The organism is bacterium, from assembly GCA_021372535.1.
Taxonomy (GTDB): domain Bacteria; phylum Latescibacterota; class Latescibacteria; order Latescibacterales; family Latescibacteraceae; genus JAFGMP01.
Window position 1 is genome coordinate 1 of sequence record JAJFUH010000113.1, and the last position, 23,007, is coordinate 23,007.

Sequence of the window (23,007 nt, forward strand, 5' to 3'; positions counted from 1 at the left end):
AAGAATCATCCAGTGAGAATTAGAAATTACTGTTTGCAGAAAATGAGAGGCCTTTCCGTATAAGCGGAACGGCCTTATTTATTTCTGAACCCTGAATTTCGTACAGGCAATGAGAGATTCCGTTTTATGAGTGATCATGAAAAAAATACTGTTCACGGCGCCAACGGAACAAAATCCGCAATGGAATCCACGGTCGATATGAATGTGGGCGGGCAGGCTGTCATCGAGGGTGTGATGATGCGTTCGCCGCAGGCAATCGCCACCGCTGTCCGGCTTCCCGATGGCACCATCGAGCTGAACAGACGGCTGTACACTTCCTTCGTGAAACGTCACCGATACCTCGATTTCCCCATTCTCCGGGGAGCGATCAATTTCTTCGAGATGCTCTTCATCGGTATGGAAACCCTCAACTGGTCCGCCGATATTCAGATGAAGTACGAGGATAAAAAGTCGGGAAAGGAACACTCGAAATCCGGAGCATTCTGGAACACCGTTCTGCTGACCGGGTCGATAGTGGTTGCGCTCGGTGCGGCCCTCGGGATTTTTTTTGCATTCCCCATATTTGTTGCCACATACCTCGGACTGTCGAAAGGCGCGCTTCTGTTTAATCTTGTCGCGGGCGCGATACGGCTTGTCCTGTTCGTACTGTATATTGCGCTCATATCGAGAATGAAGGATATACAACGGGTTTTCCGGTATCATGGTGCCGAGCATATGAGTATTTTCACCCTCGAAGCTTCGGAGGACCTCACGGTCGACTTGGTGCGCCTGAAAAGCAGGTTTCACCCGAGGTGCGGCACGTCGTTCATACTCATCGTGGCAATTTTCAGCATTGTTCTGTTCGGAATCGCCGATTCCCTCTTTCCGTTGGTGTTCGGGCACCTGCAGTCTCTCCCGCAGCGGCTGGCGACACACCTGCTCCTGCTTCCGTTTGTTGCCGGGGTTTCCTACGAGCTTTTGAAACTCTCCGGCAGGTTCCGCTCCAGCGCCATAGTGAAGCTTCTGATTATGCCGGGCCTGTGGCTCCAGTACATGACAACGGCCGAGCCTGACGATGGTATGCTCGAAGTCGCGCTCTGCGCCCTCAAGGCCGTTCTCGGCGAGGGAGAGGGGGCGGCATGAGTTCGACTCTTCAGACCAGCATACGGCATATATATGAACGGTATGAGGAGCTCGGCAGGCGTCTGTCCTCCCCGGAAGTGATTTCAAACCCGCCTCTCATGTCAAAACTCGCGAAGGAGCGTTCGATCCTCGAACCGAAAGTGGCGGTTTTCCGCAGGTATGAACGGCTCGTCACACAGCTCGACGATGCACAGATTCTCGAAGCGGAGGAAAAAGACCCCGAAATGGCCTCTCTTGCACGAGCCGAGGTCGAAACGCTCGAAGAGGAACTCCAGCGTCTCGAAGAAGAAATAAAATTCCTCCTGCTTCCTCCCGACCCTCTGGATGGGAAGGACATCATCATGGAAATCCGGGCCGGGACAGGCGGTGATGAGGCATCGCTGTTTGCCGCGGACCTCTACCGCATGTACGATCGCTATGCCGAAATGAGAGGCTGGAAGACCGAGGTGTTCTCCACTGCGCCGACAGAGATGGGCGGATTCAAGGAAATCATCTTTTCCGTTTCGGGGAGCGATGTTTACTCCCATCTCAAATATGAGAGCGGCGTCCACCGTGTCCAGCGCGTTCCCGCCACCGAATCTTCGGGACGGATTCATACGTCCGCGGCATCGGTTGTCGTTCTCCCGGAAGCGGAGGATGTCCATATCGAAATCAATCCGAACGATCTGAAAATCGACGTTTATCGTTCCAGCGGGCCCGGCGGCCAGAGTGTCAACACGACCGACTCTGCGGTTCGTGTCACCCATATTCCGACCGGAATCGTGGTCACCTGCCAGGATGAGAAAAGCCAGCTCAAGAATAAGAACAAGGCGCTGAAGGTCCTCCGCGCCCGTCTTCTCGACAAGGTGCTGACGGAGCAGCAGAACGCCCGGAGCGCTGTGCGGCGGTCCATGGTTGGCTCGGGAGATCGGTCGGCAAAGATACGGACGTACAACTTCCCTCAGAACAGGGTCACCGACCACCGTATCACGCTGACGCTCCATAAACTCGACAGCATTCTTGCCGGTCATATCGATGAGCTGATCGACGCCCTCAGGATAGAAGACCGCAGAGAGGCGCTGGAAGAACAGGCGAAGGAACTGGTAAAATAAAGCTGGTGGGATGATGCGTGTGATCGACATCATCAATAAAGCATCCGAACATCTCCGTGAAAAAGGATTCGAGAATCCAAGGCTTGAAGTCGAACAGATGCTCGGTGCCGTGCTCGGCCTTTCACGGCTCGATCTGTACATGAAATTCGACCGGCCGCTGACCGATGATGAACTCGACCGCTTTCGCGCCCTCTACCGCCGGCGTCTCCGCCGTGAGCCGCTTCAGCACCTCATCGGCTCCGCGGGATTCAGGAATCTCGAGGTAAAAACCGACCGCCGGGCGCTCATTCCACGGCCCGAGACGGAAGTACTTGTCGGGTGCGCGGTGGATTTTCTCTGGCACCGCGACTGCCCGGTCGTCGCGGACATCGGCACCGGAACCGGCGTCATCGCTCTCAGCATTCTTTACGAGATTCCCGAATCACGAGCCGTAGCCTCGGATATCTCCGGTGATGCGCTTCTTCTGGCCGAACAGAATGCCCATGTGCTGGGAATGGAGAGCCGTATCACCTTTGTCGGGGGCGATATGCTCGAAGCTCTCGATGGCCGCGGGCCGTTCGATGCGATTATCTCCAATCCGCCCTATGTGCTGAGCGGTGACATCGAAATCCTCCAGCCCGAGGTGAGCGGTTATGAACCGAGGATCGCGCTCGATGGCGGCGAAGACGGCCTGAAATATCTGAGCATCATCGCCCGCGGCGCATACGGTTACCTTAAACAGGGCGGCCTCCTCCTCCTGGAATGCGGCGAAGGACAGGCCGGAGCGGTGCGGGAGGAAATTGCGCGGACCGGACAGTATTCGACCATTGAAATCATAGAGGATCTGGCCGGGAAAAAGAGAGTGATAAAGGCTTGTTGATACAGGCACAAGGCATAAGGCATAAGGCACAAGGGGCAAAGAGACAGAGGGACAAAGAGACTTTTTGAGAAATATCCGGTAATTCATTACCGGACAGGAAAGGCAGTTAACCCAAATAATTCACAAATTTGTATTTTTTCTTAAAAAGATACCCTCCGCCTTTCAGCATACCCCTTTTTTATGGGTGGTAATGATGTGGTTCCCCCTTTCGTCAATAAGGGGGATACGGCGAAGCCGAGGGGGATCATGTGAAAGCCGGAATAACGTTATCGCACATTGTTATTAATGAGGTTACACCATAGTTACCTGTACTTTTTTCGGCGTTTATAAATAATCAGGGTTCAGAGCAGCATGAAAAATTCATGAGAATACTTTAAGGAGACTTTATGCGGGTATATTCACTTCTGAAAGACGATGCGGTTATTCTCGGTATTGAAGACGGCGGTTCCATGATCGATCTGACAAAGGCGATCAGCATGTACGAGGTATGGTGCGATGGTTATTGCGATGATTTTGTCCCGGACATCGAGACATTGATATGGACCGGCCGGTTCACCGTCGCGTTTCTCGAAAAGATCATGGAATTTGTTTCCGGACACGGACTTGTGAACGATCTGGCGGTAACGGAAGAATACAGCGTCAATCCCCCGCTCTATCCGGGAAAGATAATCGCCCTCGGCAACAACTACCGTAAACACATCGAGGAGATGAACCAGAAACTTCCCGAAAAACCCGTCCTGTTCGGTAAATGGCCATCGACTGTCATCGGGCACGGCGACGAGATCGTGAGACCCGCGTGGATCGGAATGATGAGCTACGAGGCCGAGCTCGCCTTCATAGTCGGCAAACAGGCGAAAAATGTACCCGCAAAGGATGCCATGAACTATATAGCCGGTTATACCTGCCTTAACGATATAACCGCGCGCGACCTTCAAAAAAAGGACCTTGCGGAGCATCTTCCCTGGATGCCTTCGAAGAATTTCGATACCTTTACGCCGCTGGGACCCTGCGTTCTTCCCGCCGGACTGGTGAAAAATCCTGTGGAAATCGGCGTTCAGAGCAAGGTGAACGGCGAGCTTCGCCAGGATGGCAACACCCGTGATTTTATTTTTGATATTCCGACAGTTATCGAATATATTTCAAAGATTATGACACTCGAACCCGGGGATGTCGTCACCACGGGGACGCCCGAAGGCGTCGGCGCTCTCGAACCCGGGGATGTCGTCGAGATAACATGCGAATTTATCGGAACCCTTTCAAATCCCGTTCAGGCATCGGAATAAACGGGAATACCACGACGGAGGTTTTACATGGACAGCAGGAAACAGCGCAGAATTCTTCTTTTTAATATGGTCGTCGCGGCGGTTATTATCAGCTCGGTCATTTTCGCGTTCGAGGCAATCGGTGCGGGAAACCTCGATTATGAAAACGTGGGGAAAGGTATCGAGCTCTGGAGCGAAGTATACAAAATCGTCCTCAACGATTATATCAAGGATATCGATCCATGGAAAATGGCTAAAAACGGTGTGCAGGGCATGATCGAAACCCTCGATCCCTACACGTCCTTTTTCGATCCCGGCGATTACCGGCAGATGCAGGAGGATTCGAAAGGCGAGTTTGCCGGTCTCGGTATCTCCATTGCCACGGTCAACGATTACCCTACGGTCATGGAATTTCCCATCGACGGCTCTCCTGCAATGAGGCTCGGATTACGGGCGGGTGATGTGATTGTGGATATCGAGGGCACGAGCACCTTCAAAGTACCGATCAACGATGTGGTGAGCAGGCTCCGCGGAAAAGTCAACACCATCGTCAATATCAAGGTGAAGCGGGGTAACAACGAGGACTTACTGGCATTTACCATAAAACGTGAAAAAATCAAACTTGTCAACATACCCTTCAGCGGCCAGATCGACAAGGGCATAGGGTACATAAAGCTCAACCGGTTCAACGCCGAAGGACCCGACGAGATGACGGCGGCGCTCGACAGCCTGCGGAAGGTTGAGAATCTCAAGGGAGTCATACTCGATCTGCGTTATAATCCGGGTGGTCTCCTGAACGTCGCCCGCGATATTTCCAACGCATTCCTGCCGAAGGGAGCCCTCATCGTTTCCACACGGGGCCGCAACGACAAGGACAAGGATCAGCTCATAGCCGCTTCGATGCCTCTGCTCCCCCAGACACCGCTCGTGGTGCTCGTCAACAGGGGAAGCGCTTCGGCATCGGAGATTGTTGCCGGCGCGATCCAGGATCACGACCGCGGGGTACTCATCGGGGAAACCACGTTCGGCAAGGGTTCGGTGCAGACACTCCTCGATCTGCCGGGAGACACCGGACTCAAGCTGACCACCGCATACTATTATACGCCTTCGGGACGGTGCATACACCGTGAACGCTCTCTCGACGAGGAAGCCGCATTCAGCCGTGACGAGGAAGAGCTGACCGGAACCACCGAGAGTAAAGAAGACAGCCTGAAAACCCACAGTAAATTCTACACCCTCACCAAGAATCGCGTCGTCTACGAGGGCGGGGGCGTAACGCCTGACCTCATCGTCAAGGAAAAAACGGTCGGGAATATCGTAACCCAGCTTGCCGGCCAGAGCATATTTTTTGATTTTGCAGTGCTCTACAGCGATAAACATCCCGATTTGAAGGAAGACTTTGTCGTGACCGATGCGCTGGCCAATGAGTTCAGAGACTATATCAAGGACTCGAAGGTCTTCAAGTACACCATCCCCGGGAAGACATACCTTGATAATTTCAAGAAGGTCATCGATAACGAGAAGTATGACAGCGATATCGTTAAAATGATCGATGACATGGAAAAAACGCTCATTGAACGCCGTGACAAAGATTTTGATGCTAACCTCGATACCATAAAACGTATCCTCAAACGTGAGATAGCCGCAACGAAGTTCGGCAGTGCCGCACGGACGATTGCATCGAAGGATTGGGACATTCAGCTTCAAAAGGCAATTGAGGTTCTCAACAATCCCGAAATGTACAATTCCATTCTGGCGGAGGGTGCACAAACCGGTGTTATTGCAGAAGTGAAATAAACAGGGTACAGGGTTTTCATGCCGGTAATCTCACTCATAGAACTTTTTCTGACCGGTGCACTCGCCGGTTTTTCGGCCGGATTCATGGGAGTCGGAGGCGGGGCGGTACTGACGCCGTTATGTATGATCGTGTTCCCGCTTCTGGGCGTTCATACGGATAATCTGGTAAAGATTATTTTCGGAACCAACATGTTTCTCGTGACGATTTTTTCTGTTTCAGCGGTACAGAAACACTACCGGAACAAAAAAGTCGACATGCGCACCGTGTGGATAATGGGACCGCTGGCTATACTCGGCTCCCTGGCCGGAGCATGGCTTGCAGCGATTACCGATCCCGGCGCCCTTAAAAAGATGTTCGCCGCGCTCCTCATAGTGTCATCCCTGCTTATTATCATAAAAGGCCTCAGAAAACCCGTCGTCAGCGTGAAAGAGAGAAAAGCGCTCATTCCCCTGAAATTCCTGCCGTTACTGGGATTCATTGCCGGTATGGCGGGAAGTTTTCTCGGAATCGGCGGCGGTATCGTCATGGTTCCGGCGCTTATACTACTTTTTGCGCTTCCCGTTGACCGGGTGGCCGGTACATCGAGCTTCGTAATCATTTTTATCGGCCTGGCCGGAATGGTGTCATATATGTGGCATGGTTCGGGAATCGTGGAGCTTCCCGGATGGTCGAGCGGATATGTATGGTGGTCGGCTGCGATTCCGCTTGCGATCGGAGGTGTCCCGATGGCACGTTTCGGCGCATGGGTCAATTCAAAGTTACATGCACGGCTGCTCCAGATACTGTTTGGACTCATACTTCTGGCGCTGGCGGTTAAGCTGCTTCTTTTCTGAATTTTCACAAAGCAAGGAGATTTTATATTGAAACAGGCAACACGGCTTTTTGTGGATTTTGATGGTACCATTACCAAACACGATATAGGAGACAGCATTTTTGAGACATTTCTTCTTCCCGACCTGCTCAGACAGGGTTGGCATACAAAAATAATCGACGAGTGGAAAGCAGGTACCATTTCCTCGCATGAATGTCTCGTCCGTGAATGCGCAAACACCCGTGTAACACGCGAAGAGCTCGACCGTCACCTCGATAAATACGGGTTGACGCCCGGCTTCAAAGAAACGGTCGGATACTGCAAGGCAAACGGTATACCTCTCATGATACTGTCGGACGGGCTCGACTATTACATAGAATACCTTCTCGGCAAGTTCGGCCTCAGCGAAGTCGATTACCGGGCGAACAGCATGTTCTTCACCGACGGTTCCATCGGGGTCGAATTCCCCTACATGGACAGGGGATGCGGGCGATGCGGGAACTGCAAACGCTGGCACATGGTGAATTCAAGAAAGAACGGGGAGACCGTTGTGTATGTCGGCGACGGGTACTCCGACCGTTATGCCATACGGAATGCGGACAGGGTGTTCGCGCGCGGCGACCTCGTTGAATACTGCGGGAAAAACGGGCTTTCATATACACCGTACAAAGATTTCTACGATATTATGCGTTACCTGGAGAACGGAGATGAGTGACTTCGAGGTGCTGTTTCAACCGGACGGACTCCGAATCAGGGTACCGGGCGGAACGCTCCTGACCGAAGCAATGAAGGCAGCCGGATTTTCGATTCAGCTTGCCTGCGCCGGAACGGGAAAATGCGGGAAGTGCACTGTCGAGATTCATCCCGATCCCCCGGAGCCGAACGGATTCGACCGTCAGCATCTCACTGCCGATGAGCTCGCGCGCGGCGTCCGCCTCGCCTGCCAGACGAGAATCGACCGCCCCATGAGCGTTCTCATCAGCCCCGGAATTCGTGTGCTCGACGGCAGGATTCTTGTGGACGGTATCGACCGGGTATTCAAACTCAACCCTTCGATCGCGAAAACATATACCGAGCTTCCAGAGCCCACCCTCGAGGATCAGACAGCCGACCTGCTCCGTATCAAGCGTGCCCTCGATATAAACGGCGACCGCTGTCCGGATTTTGACATAGACCTTGTCCGCAATCTCTACAGAATCCTCAGGACCGCTGATTTCAAGGTTACCGTTGTAACCTCGGAAAAACGTGTTGTGGATGTGGAACCGGGAGACACGACCGGCAGGTTGTACGGCATCGCCTTCGATATCGGTACCACCACGGTTGTGGGGACTGTCATCGAGCTTATGACGGGCCGCGAGGTTTCCCATGCGTCACGGCTCAATGCACAGGTCGTGTACGGTGAGGATACCATATCACGCATCAAGTACGCTATCGAGAATCCCAACGGACGCCGGGACCTGGCGGAAAAAATACAGGGTATCATCAACGAAATCGTCGCTGAAGCTGCGGAAAAAGCGGGCATCGATTCCCATGAAATATACGAGGCGGTTTTTGTGGGAAACACCACCATGTCCCACCTGTTTCTCGGTTTTAATCCCGAGGGCCTTTCGATGATTCCGTTCGTTCCCGTGACCAATGCACCGGTGAACCTGCGCGCCATCGATGCCGGGGTCGGGATAAATCCACGGGGAAACATATATGTGCTACCCGGTATCGCGGGATTTGTCGGTTCCGATACCGTCGGGGTCATGCTCGCGTGTAACTACCTCGAACCGGGGCCTGTCCAGCTTGCAGTCGATATTGGAACAAACGGCGAGCTGGTGCTCAGAAACGACACCATGCTCATGGTCTGTTCAACCGCCGCAGGTCCCGCGCTCGAAGGTGCGGCGCTCAGCTGCGGCATGAGAGCCGCAAACGGTGCAATCGAGCATCTCCGCATCACTCCTGATGCCGTGGAGTATGATGTTATCGGCGATTCCGCGCCCATCGGGCTGTGCGGCTCGGGTATCATCGACATTGTGGCGGAACTGCTCGAAACGGGGATTGTTGATACGCTCGGCCGTATTCAGACCGGCGGGGAGCTCGCGGGGAAGATTCCCGACTATCTTCTCGATCATATAATAACGCTCAATAACGAACCCGCGTTTTTAATCTGCAGGGGGGCGCAAGAAGATAAAAGCCGGCGTGATGTTTTCATCACCCAGAGGGATATCCGCCAGATTCAGCTTGCCAAGGGGGCCATCAGCTCGGGCATCATCCTTATACTCAAACAGGCGGGTCTTACTCCTGACGATCTCGATGAAATCCTGCTCGCCGGAGCGTTCGGCAACTACATTAAAAAGAGCAGCGCCCGGCGTATCGGCCTGCTTCCTGCCATCCCCGCCGAACGTATACGGTTCGTGGGTAATGCAGCCTCGACTGGCGCAAAGATGGCGCTCCTGTCCCGCGATGTGCGCGACGATGCCGACCGTATCCGGGCCATGACAAAACACCTTGAGCTTGCGGCCCTGCCGGAGTTCATGAACGTGTACACGGACAGTATGCTTTTCCCGTGAGGGAACCATGAAGATCATCGACGACTACAGGGCGGTTTTCGAGCGCGATCCGGCGGCGCGGGGATTCTGGGCGAGGATCAACGTTATCCTTACATACCCCGGTTTCCATGCGATCTGCCTCCATCGGCTCGCACATTCCATTTATGGGCTCCATATCCCCGTGATCCCTCACCTTATCATGTGGGTGGGAAGGCTCCTTACGGGGGTCGAAATTCATCCCGCCGCCCGGATCGGAAAAAGTTTCTTTATCGATCACGGCTTCGGTGTGGTTATCGGGGAAACCTCCGAGATCGGCGACAACGTGACCCTGTTCCAGGGAGTGACCCTTGGCGGTACGGGCAAGGAAAAAGGGAAGCGCCATCCGACGCTCGGGAACAACGTTGTAGCGGGAGCAGGCGCGAAAATTCTCGGCGGAATAACCATCGGCAACAATGTCTACATCGGCGCGAATGCGGTGGTTCTCAACCCGGTTCCCGACGACTGCACGGTTGTCGGTGTGCCGGGACGGTGTGTCAAGATCGAGGGGCAGCGTGTCGCGGGCATGAATCTGAGGCACGACCTTCTGCCCGACCCGATTCTGGAACGTTTGGAGAATCTCCAGAAGGAAATCCATGCCGCCGAGGAGGATATCCGGCGCTGGCACAAGGGGAAAAAAACGACTGAAAAATGATGATTATATCGATCTATTCATGATTGTTAATAGAACGCGGATTTACGCGGATCGGGCGCGTTGTTATTTTATGATTATTCAAATAGTGCATAACACCTGCGAATGAAATATTTTACACGTTTAAGTGTCATTCCCGTGAAAACGGGAATCCGTCATCGATTACCTGTGAAAGAGCGATGTTATACTGGATTCCCAATTCACTTCGTTCCCGGGAATGAGGATACTCATATAATCATATTATATTATACGCTGATTGAATAATACGGATTTGATTTAATACTCGCAATTGATTGAATTTATTAACCATATACAGAGCATTACGCGGAGCACCGTTCAATGGCAGAAAAAAAAGTGATGTTAACCCCGGAAATGGCGCTTGAATACCATCTCGGCGGGAAAATTGGTCTCGATTTGCTCAAACCCCTGAAAAACGACAGGGACCTTTCGCTTGCCTACACACCGGGTGTAGCCGAGGCATGCCGTCTCATAGAGAAAGAGCCGGACTTTGTCTGGACCCACACCGCAAAGGGAAACATGGTTGCGGTCGTTACCGACGGCACCGCTGTTCTGGGGCTCGGCGATATCGGCGCCCGCGCCTCGATTCCGGTCATGGAGGGCAAGGCCGTACTGTTCAAGGCGTTTGCCGGTGTTGATGCATGGCCGATACCGCTTGAGGGAGTCAGACAGAACGGCCTGACCGGAAGGAGCGATCCGGATGCGTTTGTCGGGACGGTGGAGAAGCTCGCTGTCATGTACGGCGGCATCAATATCGAGGATGTGGCGGCTCCCGAGTGCTTCGAAATCGAGGATCGTCTTCGCGGAAAACTTGACATCCCCGTTTTTCATGACGACCAGCACGGTACTGCCATTATCAGTCTCGCCGGCCTGAAAAATTACCTCTACCTGACCGGGAAAAAGATCGGCGCAATCAGGATAGTCATCAACGGCGGCGGTGCTGCGGGTATAAGAATCGGTGAGCTGTTCAGGTTTGCCGGTGCGAACGAAATACTCATGGTCGACTCGAAAGGTGTCATCCACGATGGCCGGACAGACCTGACTGCGCAGAAACGTCAGTTCGCTATCACTACAGGCGCCCGTACGCTTGCCGATGCCATGAAAGGTTCGGATGTATTCATCGGGGTGTCGAAACCGAATCTCGTCAACCGTGACATGGTGCGGAGCATGGCTCCCGATCCTGCGATATTCGCAATGGCGAACCCAGTGCCCGAAATCCTTCCCGAGGAGGTCATGGAAGCCCGCGTCGACGCCTATGTCGCCACCGGACGCTCCGATTACCCGAACCAGATCAACAATGTGCTCGGCTTTCCCTTCATCTTCCGCGGCGCGCTCGATGTGAAAGCTTCGGACATCACCATGAACATGAAGGTTGCCTGTTCAAACGCCCTTGCAGGACTTGCCCGTGAGGAAGTGCCGGACTATATATGCGCGGCTTACGGGGGTATCTGCCTCGAATTCGGCCGCGATTATTTCATACCGAAACCGTTCGACCGCCGCGTGTTTGTCCGGGCGTCCGCCGCAGTCGCTGAAGCGGCGATACAGGACGGCGTAGCGCGGAAAGTGATCGACATACCCGCATATACGCAGGAGCTTGAACGTAAAGCTGAGCGGCTGTAGACATAAACATTCCGTGTGTTTTATGATGCGTACAGGATTCCTGCTTATATAATGGCTGATTCTGCAGGTATCATCATATCTGTCAAACCGGTCACCGAAAAAATGTTGTAAAAAATACTTGACACTGAAGACCGATATGATATATTACCTGCGTAATTACTTAATAACATGGAGGCTGCCCTGAACGATCCCGGGAAAATAGCGCGCGTTTTCAAGATTCTGTCGGTTGACACGCGCATCAAAATCCTCGAGCTCGTGAAAGACCGTGCCCTGTGCGTGAACGCCATCGCCAGCCGTCTCGGCATCACCGCTGCGGCTGCATCGCAGCACCTGAGGATCATGCGTGACGCGGATATCGTTGTCGCCGACAAGGATGGGTATTTCGTCCACTACAGTATCAACAGGGAGACTATGGCAGCATGGAAGAACCTTGCCGATACCCTGCTTGTTCCTGAAGAAAAATGATGGAATATTTTTTTACAGAGTATTTAAGTATTATAGCAATTACTTAACCTATGAGGAGGAATAAAATGTGCAAAACAGGAAATCAGTGCTGTAAGAAAAACAAGCCCGTTCAGAGGCCGCAGGATTGTACACCGGAACAGATAACGGCTTGTCATGGTGACGAAACAGAGCATCCCTGCGTAAAACCGGAAAAAGACAAAAAACGCTGCTGCAGATGAGCAGTGCGGAAAAATGATTTAAAAAAGCATGGCGCAAAACACTGTTTTGGGAATACAAGCTGTCAAGGGCCGGCACGGGATGCCTGTTTTCATACCCTTGACAGCAATAAACAATACATTCGTCCCCGATTAATAATTCGGGAACCGGGCGCGTGAAAAGACACGTTCACCACTCTCATAAACTCACGATTTTCTGTATTTCCCGATCATATCGTCGACGATCCCGCCAAATACACCAAGACTCTCATCGATAGCGTCGGCGGAGATGCAGAGCGGCGGAGAAATCTTGACCGTGCCGCCGCCCCGGCCGACCGGCGCAAACATGAGGAGCCCGGACTCGAAACAGCCGCGGATAATCTCGAACGCGAGGTCATCGTCCGGCGCAAGCGTTGTGCGGTCCCTGAGCGCCATGAAGCCGTACACAAGGCCGCGCCCCTGGAAATCGAAGATGTCACGGTGACGCTCGTGAATCTTCCTGAGACCTTTTTCGAGGCGCTCACCCATGATGCGGGCGTTTTCGACAAGCCCTTCCTTTTCGATGAGCTCGATCGAGGCGAGGGCGGCGACCGCTCCAATCGGATGACCGGAATGGGTCGAGGTCATCGAACCCGGGCCGTACATGTTCATGATGTCCTCGCGGCCGACGACAGCGGAAATGGGGAGACTCGACGAAATCCCCTTGCCGAGACACATGATATCCGGCACGATCCCGTGGTGCTCGAAGCCCCACATCTTTCCGGTTCGTCCGAATCCGGCCTGAACCTCGTCATAAATCATCACGACATTGTACCGGTCGCACCATTCGCGGAGACTCACCGCATACTCGTCGGGCATGAAACCGCAGTTCCCTCCCTGGTAGGTCTCGCTCATGACTCCGGCAACGTTCTCCGGGGCTATCCCCTTGTTTTTGAGCGTCTTAAGGAACAGGTCGAAGCTCTTGTCGAAAACGATGTTCGATCCGGGGAACGGCACCTGGACAAAGGACGGGTCGAGCTCGCCGATCCATTCCTTGAGCGCCGGTATGCCGCCGGCGAGCTGGGCGCCCAATGTCCTGCCATGGAACGATTCATCGAAGGTCACGAAGACGTTCTTTTTCGGGCCGCCGTGTTTCGTACCCCATGTTTTTGCGAGCTTTATGGCGCATTCGGTCGCTTCCGACCCGGTGGTCAGAATGAACGCCCTCGTCATGGACGGCGGAGCTACCTCAACGAGTTTTCTGGCAAGCTTCGCCCGCGCCCCGGACGGGAAACAGTAGGTGTGAATAAGGCCGCGCTCGGCCTCGGCGATGACCGCATCCCTGATCTCACGGCGCCCGTGACCGGCATTGGCAACCAGAACACCGCTCGACCAGTCGAGCCATTTGTTTCCGAATGCATCGTAGATGTAAAACCTGTCACCGTGATCCCAGACCACGGGCGGCTGGCCGCGCATGGAAAACGGCTCGTTGTCGCGGAGCATCTGGAGTATGGGAAGCGATTCCGGCGCGGGGAGAGAGGGCCCCAGGATTGTCCGGTTCGGCGTTTTGACCGGCTTGACCGGCCGTGGAATAATCGGAAATTCTTTCGATGCCATTGTCTTTTCCTTGTAAAAAGCATGTGACCATGTGAAATTACTGATACTTAAAATGAGAACTCTACAATCTTGTAGTATAGTGAAAACCGGGGATAAAATCAATGGATTTTGAGGGGAAGAATGTATCATTCATGGGCATTCAGGAGCAATTAACATATTCAAGTGCTTTTAATTAAAAGGTTTATCTTTCCTGCAACACGATGTGTTCCAAGCACCGGAACAGTGCGATCGGGAATCCTGTCATCCCCTGTCAACAGGGACTTCAGAGACGATTCTCCCCTCGGATGCATTATCCATGGGAATTCACGGGAAATATTACAGATAAATGCTTTAATTTAAATAAGATACCTGTTTGACGAAAAATTTACAGCGTTTTCAGGTGTATTAAGCGCGGGATCGATTCTCATTTTTTCGTTGAAAAAAAATACAAAAATAATTTTAGACTGGGTAGACAGTATATGCGCGGTTACTTAATATGTATCGCATAAAACATGTAAAGATGAAAAAACACGAAGAAAATGTATCAGGCGTTTTCGATCTTCCTTAACAAGGTTAATTCAGGTGGATATGTTGAGGGTAATTCGTGAATTGCCCCTGCACAGGAACGACATATACAATCAATAAATCCATGCTTACGGAATACTCTGCCGGAAAAGACAAAGGTAGTAACGTTTTTATTATCATAGTAAAAATTACTTGACATGAATTTAAAATTCTGTAATATATTGTTTATCATTTTCTTTGAATTCTGATGTTTTAAACTATGCCGTGGTGGAAAGAGAGTAATAAGACATACTGATATTTTGTAAGTAATAATGTTACATTTGGATTATATACAGACTGTATATAATTTCTACTAGACTTATGAAATTATGCCTTAACATACTGTATAAAAAAGTACAATAAATCATATGCTGAACTTGAAACGTTTACAAAGTGATGGGGTTGTGACCATTCATAATTCCTGTAAAATTATTAATAATATTTTAAATTGATTTTCATATATGTTCAACCGTATAGGAGACACAATAAGTAATAAAGTGTACTAACAAACCGCAAGTGGGTGAGATTGAATGCCAAGAAAAGAGAATTACCCAGGACACAGATTGCACGAAATAAGCCCATATATTGGTAAGATCAGGCCGATTCTGGCAAGGCAACTCGTGCAAGAATACTCTCGCCCAGGTGATTGGATATGGGATCCATTTTGTGGATCAGGAACCATTCCTTTAGAGGCTAGGCTCTTGGGCAGGCATGTAATTGCCTCGGACATAAATCCGTATGCCTGCATTCTCACACGAGCTAAACTCCACGCACCATGTTCTGAAGCTGCTTGTCTGAACTCTATGGAAACATTAACGAGTTTAGTCAAGATGAACGAAAAAAAGAACGAAAACAAGGCACCTGATTGGGTGAGAGACTTCTTTCATGGGGAAACCCTAAGAGAGACGAGAATACTGATTGCTGAGTCTCTCGCAAGAAGGTTGTATTTTATTGTTGGTTGTATGCTTGGGATACTACACCATCAGAGGCCGGGATTCCTTTCGTATCCGGCTAGTCACCTTGTTCCCTATTTGCGTTACAAACGTTTTCCGCGGGATGTATATCCCGAAGCGTATGAATACCGTGATCCGATTCCGCGGCTTGAAGCTAAGATAAGGCGTACACTCGCCAACCCACCACCACTACGCACAACACGCTTTAGAGTTCTACAGAAGTCTGTTATCAATAAGTATTTACCTCCCAGATCAATCGATACGATCATTACGAGTCCCCCTTATTTGGATGCGCTCGACTACGCTAGGGACAATCGTTTACGCCTTTGGTTCTTGGGAGTTGAAGACTTTAGAATAATCAACCAGAGAGAGATTGGTAATATTAGCACGTTTTCGTCAGATATGGCGATTATTCTTAAAACAATGGCAGATGTTCTCAAAATTGATGGTATTTGTGTTCTTGTACTTGGAGATGTAACGCGCTCTAAGCGATTTCATGACATTCCGAACATAATATTGAATATTGTAAATAACGATGCAAATGCTCTGGTGTTAGAAAAACACTGGTCAGATGCTATTCCTGATAAACGTCGTTCTCGGCGGAACGGGAAAGCAACAAAACGAGAGAGGGTAATGATCTTTAGAAAAGCCCGAGGGGGTAACAATGGTTAAACAAATTGGAATGCCACCATCTGTCAAGAGACATCTTGAAGAACAAATGATTGGCCAAGAGATAAATGGTTTCCAAGTTGCAGAATTCAAAGGTGCAGGTAATACTGCAGTTACTTTCAAGGTTAAGGATTCAATTGGTTTTTCATGGGCTTTAAAACTTGTCACCCGTGACTCCTATGGCGATCGGGCCCCATTCCGCGAGATAGCACGCTTCACAGATGAGGCTGATGAAAGGTTCCTAGTTTTCCCGAAGGAAGTGGGCGAATGGTCATTGAAGCTCAGAGGTAAAGTATACGAGTTCATCTGGTTCAAGAGCAGATTCGTAGATGGGGATATATTGCAAAAGTTTATTAATTCCAACAATCAGTTTTCAATTAGTGAAGAAATTAAGCGCTATATAGAACATTTAACTGTGGCACTTGAGGAACTGAGTCGTTTAGGTTTTAGCCACGGTGATCTTCATGATCGTAATATTATGCGTGAAGTAGTTGGAAAGAGTGGTTCCATGCCAGAAATCAGATATGTTGTTATCGATTTCAGCGAGGCATTTCCACTTGAATCAACAGGTGAGGGCTTATCAAAAGACATTGAAAACTTTGGTCAGCATCTGAGAAGTTTTTCGGATGCTGCATATAAAAGGGAAATTGTGACAAGGGACGACCAGAGGGTACTAAATGCGATAGGCCACATTCCTGGGCTATTGGAAGGGATGGCACCTGAAACATTGGCAATATATAGAGCATCTCAAATATTAGACATGTTCCATGAGGGATTGAGAACTATGGCGGTCTTCCCAAGGGAACTCGACAATCCTTTTAAACCGCTAAGTTCTGATAATATTGCCAATGAAGCACTTCTTGCCGATCTGTGTGTTACTAACATGTGGTGGGCAGAAGAACTTAAGAAGAATTGTAATATCTTACTAATAGGACCACGTGGCTGTGGTAAGACCATGATTTTTAAAAGGATGCGTCTGAAAACAAAAATCTCCGCTGATAAGAAAAGTGAAATTGCTGACGATCCATATGTAGGTTTTTACCTTCCATGCGAATCAGTGTTCTATATGCGTTTCTCGGACTTCTCACAAATAGACATTGATAAGAATAAATATGCGCTCGTTTTGTTTTTTAATATGGCAGTTGCTACAGAAGTAACTTCAACATTATCAGTTATGCCTCCTCCCCTTGGTCCCGTGACTCAAAACGCTATAACAACAATTAGCAAACTTATTTTGGAAGAAGCAGAAAGTGTATGGGAACAATCAAGACTACCTTCTTCAGTGACAACATTCAATGAATTGAGCTCTTGCGCAGAAGCAGTAATGCGTTTCATTAGAAGATCGATAGCTTATGCAATCCCGATAACTGCGCGTGGATCAATAGATTTTGTGACGCGCCTAATGGATGTAATAAAAAAAGCGATTCCCAGTTTGTCTAATAGGTATTTTATCTTTTTCCTTGACGATTATACAGAAGAACGAGTGCCCCTCGTTTTGCAAGAAGAACTTCATCCTATTGTATGTCAACGGTCACAACACATATGTTTTAAAATTTCCGCACATATGTTTGGTTCTATATATGACAATCCCCGTCCTCTTGCTCTCGATGAAGGCCGAAATATAGAGAAAATCATTAACTTGGGTTCAGCTTATCTGAATCGAAAAGTCCACAAGGCGGAAGGGAAAGCATTGCTTCGAATACTTGACGAAAGAATCAAACATTCTAAGGGATATCAGGGGACCATTAATGAGTGGCTTGGACAAACAACCTATCCAGGAGGAAAGAGCCTCAGTCAAGCCCTTCATGACAAAGGCACAAGGAAGAGTGTTCATTACCATGGTGTAAAATGCCTTATGGACCTTTGTACTGGTGACTACAGTGAGATGATAAGGATGGTTGGAGAGATTTTTAATGATGCTGGAGTAAAACCAAACACTTCACCTTACGTAATTCCACCTGCAATGCAGAACCGAGTAATCGAGAGAGTCTCACGCGAGTATTTATCTCGAATCCGTCATATCCGACCTGATGGTCAGAAGTTGTATGAGATAGTCTTAGCCTTTGGTAAATTATCAAAAGTGCTTCTTTATAATCATCCGCTAGTAGGACAAGGTATTAATCGGAATGGCAAAGTAAGAAAAGATCCTTATGATCTTCTTAATATCTACGTAGATGATTTAACAAAGGCCATGGCCTCAGCAAAACGAACATGGGAAAGATTACAAAAAGCTAGTATTTTTGTTGATATTCAGGTAGCCCCCTCTCTTAGACTTCCAATTTCTGATAGAGCTACACTACGCCGCATTTACTGTCCAGCATTTGGTACTACATTGACAAGTAGCGAACATCTTCAACTAACGAAACAACAGTTCGAGTATTTCATAGATAGACCTGAAGAGTTTTGTAATCATCATCTTAAAAACAAAAAGATGCCTGAAGAACAACTTGGCTTTTTAACTGAAGATATAGATCGGCAAGATGATACCGAATCAGAGACTACATCTCCACTGCAAGATTACACTCCGCAAGAGAGAGACCAAATAGAGCTTGTGCCACGAGAGACAACCCAACTCACTAATGCCATGAATACATTACCAGAGATAAAAAAACTGCATGATGTAGTGAAGTCTGGGGATAAATTTGACCTATATATTGGCGCAATGGGTTTTGAGGACCGAACTACAAGCGCCGCAGCAAGTTTGGTTGATAATGGTAATCAAATTTCGAATGCTGTAATATTTGAGTTCGATACTTATTACAAAGCAAATGAAAGAAACCGTGAGAGATACGATCAGTTTATTCTTGCATTAACTTGCATGAAACCATATCGACCCTTAAATGCCCCAATAGCTGCTCCCGACCCGCTTTTTTCTGAGCGTTTTACAAGTCTTCTCGATACTATCAGTAAAGGAGGCCCAGTAAAAATTATCTTTGATATTACTAGTTGTCCATCACTGATTCTTTCGGCCGCCCTTAGGATACTGCTTGACTACCGGTGCGATCTGACACTTCTTTACTCTGAGTCCGAGGAGTATTTCCCCACTCTTGAAGAATGGCAGTCCGGAAAGGTCAAACCAAGAGGTGAGAAAGTGCGAGGACCGTTCTCGGGCGTCAGATTTGTTACTAAACCCCCTATACTTCAGGCAGATGACACTGGCGAACTACCTATTATTCTCATTCTTTTCCCCACATTTAATAGAGAGCGCACCGATGGTGTCTTAGCAGATCTTGATCCTGCTGCACGAATATGGATATTTGGCGAGCCTCATGATCTCGAAAAGAATGCATACCGAATAGATATGGCTAAATGGTTTGCGGCAACGATCATGAACCCTGGTGATCCGTGGGCCCTATTGACTACGTTTGATTACAGACAGACCATGTTGGCTCTGTCGGCACTTTACGCTAAGTACCGTTTTAAAAATCGTATTGTTATCATGCCGCACGGTAGTAAGCTCCAAGACGTAGGAACCGGTTTGTTCGCAACTGTTCACCAAGTCTCTATGGTCTTTGCTATGCCTAAAACGTATGATACAGATAGATATTCACTTGGTTGCAAAGAAGTGTGGGCATTGCCTTTGGGCAATACAGAAACGCTAATATCAAAACTCAAAACACTTCGCACTTTTGAGAACGTGAGACCCGCATGAGCTTGTTGGCGCCAGTAACGAAGCAAGCATTATCCGCATATTCCTTGAAAGCGAGTGAGTTCATCATTAGCACTGTAATGCCGAGAGTAATGAAAAGGTTTGAGTTTGTTATTCATTTTCTAAAAATTTTGTTATACATTATATTACAAATCCAAAGCAGGTCATATGAACCACGGCGAGCACGGAGTCACAGAGGAAAACAGGATAAAAGAATTTTGAGTTTTTTCTACGCGTAATTATTTTTTATCTGTGTCCATCCGTGTTTAATCAATATTACATGTATTATGGATTCCCGATTAAAGATTCGGGAATGACGTTTTTAAAATAAAAGGCATAAGGCACAAGGCACAAGGCATAAGGGAAAAACCTTGTAATTCGTGGCGATAAAAAAAGGGCACAATGCATTGTGCCCCTACGTTTAATATCTTGTAATCTGTGGCTTTTCTCCGTGTCTCCGTGGTTTTTTTTTCTTTGTCCATCCGTGGTTATTGCTCCGGCGATTAAAGAATGACATTATATGACAACAAAACGAACAAATACAGCGTTTTTCAGAAATTCATATCACTGTTTAGCCGCCGAAGCAATAATCAGTATTACATGTATTATGGATTCCCGATTAAAGATTCGGGAATGACGGAGTTACAGGGACTCCCGACACCATGCCGGGATTTCAGCACCGGGAACCGCAGATGCATTAACAGATATAAATTTAATAGAACGCGGATTTTCGCGGATCGGACGGATTTTCGCGGATTTTTTTATTTATATCTTGTTGAGTGTTAACGTTTAATAATTCCGGTTATCCAGTTTGATAAGTATTGAAACCTTTTAAACCTGAATTGATAATTTCTTCCGATAGTATGTGATCCCCCCTTCCTGCGGCATCCCCCCTTTTTAAGGGGGGGAGAAGCGGCTTTTTTGGCGTTTTCATCCCCCTTTCTTTTATAAGGGGGACACGGCGACTCGACGCGCTGCGCAGCGTCGCAGCAGGAGCCGAGGGGGATCAATCATGTTAGCTGATTTAACCGGATAACCGTATTATTAAATTCTTATATATAGTACATATAATATATTGAGCCAATTGCAAAAGTCGTTCTACAAATGTTAAAAAGGAGTCTTTTTTAACTACAGCCCCCTAACCTTCGGTCCCTTGCTCTTCGCGGCTCTACGCTTCGCTTCGTGACCCCCGGAGAGGGCACGGGAAGTCGTTGCGCCACGGTTAGTTCCTGCCCCACCGGGGGAAGGATGTCCGCAGGACAGGAAGGGGGCTTTTTCTAATAATTCGGACTTTTTGCAAACACCTCTATTATATGAATTCGTGTCTTCGTGTCTTCGTGTCTTCGTGGTTACATATTTTCATGAATAATCAGGGTTAGTGGTTTTCGTTTGATTTTTTTGAAGATATGCCGTACTATTTCTCAGTATACGAGTTCATTCCCATGAATCACCGGGGCTTTATCTGATGTAACATAAAAAGGCAGTATTTCATGAGCGGAAAACACGGATTCCCTAAAACGGTTATAAAACTCGGCTATCTCAGTTTTTTCACCGACATGTCGAGCGAGATGATATTCCCGCTTCTGCCGGTATTTCTCAAGTCGCTCCCGGGTGGCGGCCCGTTTGTCCTCGGCATTATCGAAGGCATCGCGGAATCGACAGCATCATTTCTCAAGCTTGTGAGCGGGCTCTGGGCTGACAGGATAAAAAAGCGAACGCCGTTCGTTGTGGCCGGATACGGCATTGCAAGCGTGGTCCGTCCCCTCATAGCTCTCGCCACCGTGTGGCCCGCAGTGCTCGTCCTCCGTTTCCTCGACAGGGTGGGCAAGGGACTGCGAAGCTCTCCCCGTGACGCCATAATCGCCGACGAGGTTCCCCCGGAGCGACGCGGCGCCGCGTTCGGTCTCCAGCGCATCATGGATCATGCAGGCGCAGTGGCCGGGCCGGTAATTGTTTTCCTGCTCATGAACCGGCTCGGTTTCTCGATCCGTCATGTGATCATGTTCGCCGCAATCCCCGCCGCAGTCGTTCTCGCCATTCTTTCGACGCTTCGGGAGCCGCCCCATAAAGAAACGCCCGCGGAAATTCCCTCACCAGCAGAGAAAGCTGTCATGTCACGGGATTTCAGGCTGCTCCTTGCGGCGGTGCTTGTTTTCACTCTCGGAAATTCCTCGGATGCCTTCCTGCTCATGCGTCTGTCGAATGCCGGTGTGGACGCCCAGTATGTCGCCCTGCTCTGGGGGCTTCACCATGTTGTCAAGATCGCCGGGGCCTGGTTCGGAGGCAGAACATCCGATGTTCTCGGACGCAAAGCCCTCATGATCACAGGACTCGGCCTGTATGCTCTCATTTATGCGGCGTTCGGGATGATCGGGTCGGGTATGGCGCTCGTTGTGATATTCATCGTGTACGGCGCTTCAATCGGGATACTCGAACCGACCGAGCGGGCCTGGGTTTCGGAGCTTACCGCAGCCGACAAACGGGGAACGGCGTTCGGGGTTTACCATGCATCCATCGGATTCGGAGCGCTGCCAGCCAGTATCATGTTCGGATTTCTCTGGAACCGTTTTGGACAGGGAACAGCGTTTATAACCGGCGCGGGGCTTGCGTTTGTCTCCGCGGTTATCGTGATGTTTGTCCGGCAAAGACAAAGCCCGAATCAATAAAAGGAGTATCTGTGTCCGGGTAAAAATGGAATAAACAGGTCATGTATCAGTATGTGGAATGTTTCAGATGTGATTATTACCTTTCCTTTCTCCACCAGAACTCACCCCTGGCCCCTCTCTTTGAAAGAGAGGGGAAGCGCCACCAATATCTGTATTATCAAAGTGTTATATGCGAGGTGAGTTTCCGTAATCACCAGTTGTAATATCATGTCCTACTGTTAGCAACAAGGTGTAAACTATTTTCTGGCAACCCCCCATTTTTTTAAGAACACTTTTTTATATGTTACTTCCTTTGCTTGCCCAAAGGAAGTAACTAAGGAAAGGGCACCCCGTGAAAAGCCTTCTTCCACGTTCACGGCCCGTTTTTCGGGAATGTGTGAACTCACGAGCCTTCGGCTCGCTCGGACAGCACCCATTCTTTTTCCGAAAACCGGTTGTGACCGCGGGGCTTTTCAATGGGGTTGAAAAA

The 23,007-nt window shown here is 49.4% G+C and carries 15 protein-coding genes; 14 read left to right on the forward strand and 1 reads right to left on the reverse strand.

Annotation, left to right across the window (positions count from 1 at the left end; genetic code table 11):
- The first annotated feature begins 126 nt into the window (after positions 1-126).
- The 11 genes from LLG96_10935 to LLG96_10985 all read left to right on the forward strand — a co-directional run bounded on the left by LLG96_10935 (position 127) and on the right by LLG96_10985 (position 12,268).
- Positions 127-1,122 carry a DUF1385 domain-containing protein gene (locus tag LLG96_10935; GenBank protein MCE5250721.1) on the forward strand — a complete coding sequence of 332 codons (996 nt, stop codon included), beginning with the start codon at positions 127-129 and terminating at the stop codon, positions 1,120-1,122.
- Positions 1,119-2,213: a peptide chain release factor 1 gene (gene prfA, locus LLG96_10940; GenBank protein ID MCE5250722.1), complete on the forward strand. Its 1,095-nt coding sequence runs from the start codon at positions 1,119-1,121 to the stop codon at positions 2,211-2,213. Before LLG96_10935 ends, prfA begins: the two co-directional genes overlap by 4 nt.
- 19 nt (positions 2,214-2,232) lie before the next feature.
- The gene (gene prmC / locus LLG96_10945; protein ID MCE5250723.1) at positions 2,233-3,072 is read left to right on the forward strand and encodes a peptide chain release factor N(5)-glutamine methyltransferase; all 840 of its coding nucleotides are present in this window, start codon (positions 2,233-2,235) and stop codon (positions 3,070-3,072) included.
- Between the two features lie 386 nt (positions 3,073-3,458).
- Positions 3,459-4,355: a fumarylacetoacetate hydrolase family protein gene (locus LLG96_10950; GenBank protein MCE5250724.1), complete on the forward strand. Its 897-nt coding sequence runs from the start codon at positions 3,459-3,461 to the stop codon at positions 4,353-4,355.
- A 27-nt stretch (positions 4,356-4,382) separates the two neighbouring features.
- On the forward strand, positions 4,383-6,131 hold the full coding sequence (locus tag LLG96_10955; protein ID MCE5250725.1) for a S41 family peptidase: 1,749 nt from the start codon (positions 4,383-4,385) through the stop codon (positions 6,129-6,131).
- 18 nt (positions 6,132-6,149) lie between these two features.
- Positions 6,150-6,965: a sulfite exporter TauE/SafE family protein gene (locus tag LLG96_10960; protein ID MCE5250726.1), complete on the forward strand. Its 816-nt coding sequence runs from the start codon at positions 6,150-6,152 to the stop codon at positions 6,963-6,965.
- Between the two features lie 27 nt (positions 6,966-6,992).
- Positions 6,993-7,658, forward strand: a complete 666-nt coding sequence (locus LLG96_10965; GenBank protein MCE5250727.1) for an MtnX-like HAD-IB family phosphatase — start codon at positions 6,993-6,995, stop codon at positions 7,656-7,658.
- Complete coding sequence (locus LLG96_10970) at positions 7,651-9,498, forward strand: ASKHA domain-containing protein (protein ID MCE5250728.1); 1,848 nt, start codon at positions 7,651-7,653, stop codon at positions 9,496-9,498. The genes LLG96_10965 and LLG96_10970 overlap by 8 nt, the downstream gene beginning before the upstream one ends.
- Positions 9,499-9,505: 7 nt before the next feature.
- Positions 9,506-10,168: a serine O-acetyltransferase gene (cysE, locus tag LLG96_10975; protein MCE5250729.1), complete on the forward strand. Its 663-nt coding sequence runs from the start codon at positions 9,506-9,508 to the stop codon at positions 10,166-10,168.
- A 336-nt stretch (positions 10,169-10,504) separates the two neighbouring features.
- Entirely contained in the window at positions 10,505-11,803 is a 1,299-nt protein-coding gene (locus LLG96_10980; GenBank protein MCE5250730.1) for a malate dehydrogenase, read from the forward strand.
- Between the two features lie 168 nt (positions 11,804-11,971).
- A complete protein-coding gene (locus LLG96_10985; GenBank protein ID MCE5250731.1) occupies positions 11,972-12,268 on the forward strand; it encodes a metalloregulator ArsR/SmtB family transcription factor in 297 nt (98 codons plus the stop codon).
- A 401-nt stretch (positions 12,269-12,669) separates the two neighbouring features.
- Here LLG96_10985 and LLG96_10990 read toward each other — a convergent pair whose 3' ends face one another.
- Positions 12,670-14,058, reverse strand: a complete 1,389-nt coding sequence (locus tag LLG96_10990) for an aspartate aminotransferase family protein (GenBank protein MCE5250732.1) — start codon at positions 14,056-14,058, stop codon at positions 12,670-12,672.
- A 1,073-nt stretch (positions 14,059-15,131) separates the two neighbouring features.
- Here LLG96_10990 and LLG96_10995 point away from each other — a divergent pair.
- The 3 genes from LLG96_10995 (at position 15,132) to LLG96_11005 (ending at position 22,538) form a co-directional block, all read left to right on the forward strand.
- Positions 15,132-16,226, forward strand: coding sequence for a DNA adenine methylase (locus LLG96_10995; GenBank protein MCE5250733.1), 1,095 nt, complete (start codon positions 15,132-15,134; stop codon positions 16,224-16,226).
- A complete protein-coding gene (locus LLG96_11000) occupies positions 16,219-19,875 on the forward strand; it encodes a hypothetical protein (GenBank protein MCE5250734.1) in 3,657 nt (1,218 codons plus the stop codon). The genes LLG96_10995 and LLG96_11000 overlap by 8 nt, the downstream gene beginning before the upstream one ends.
- A 1,487-nt stretch (positions 19,876-21,362) precedes the next feature.
- Positions 21,363-22,538: an MFS transporter gene (locus tag LLG96_11005; protein ID MCE5250735.1), complete on the forward strand. Its 1,176-nt coding sequence runs from the start codon at positions 21,363-21,365 to the stop codon at positions 22,536-22,538.
- The last annotated feature ends 469 nt before the right edge of the window (positions 22,539-23,007 follow it).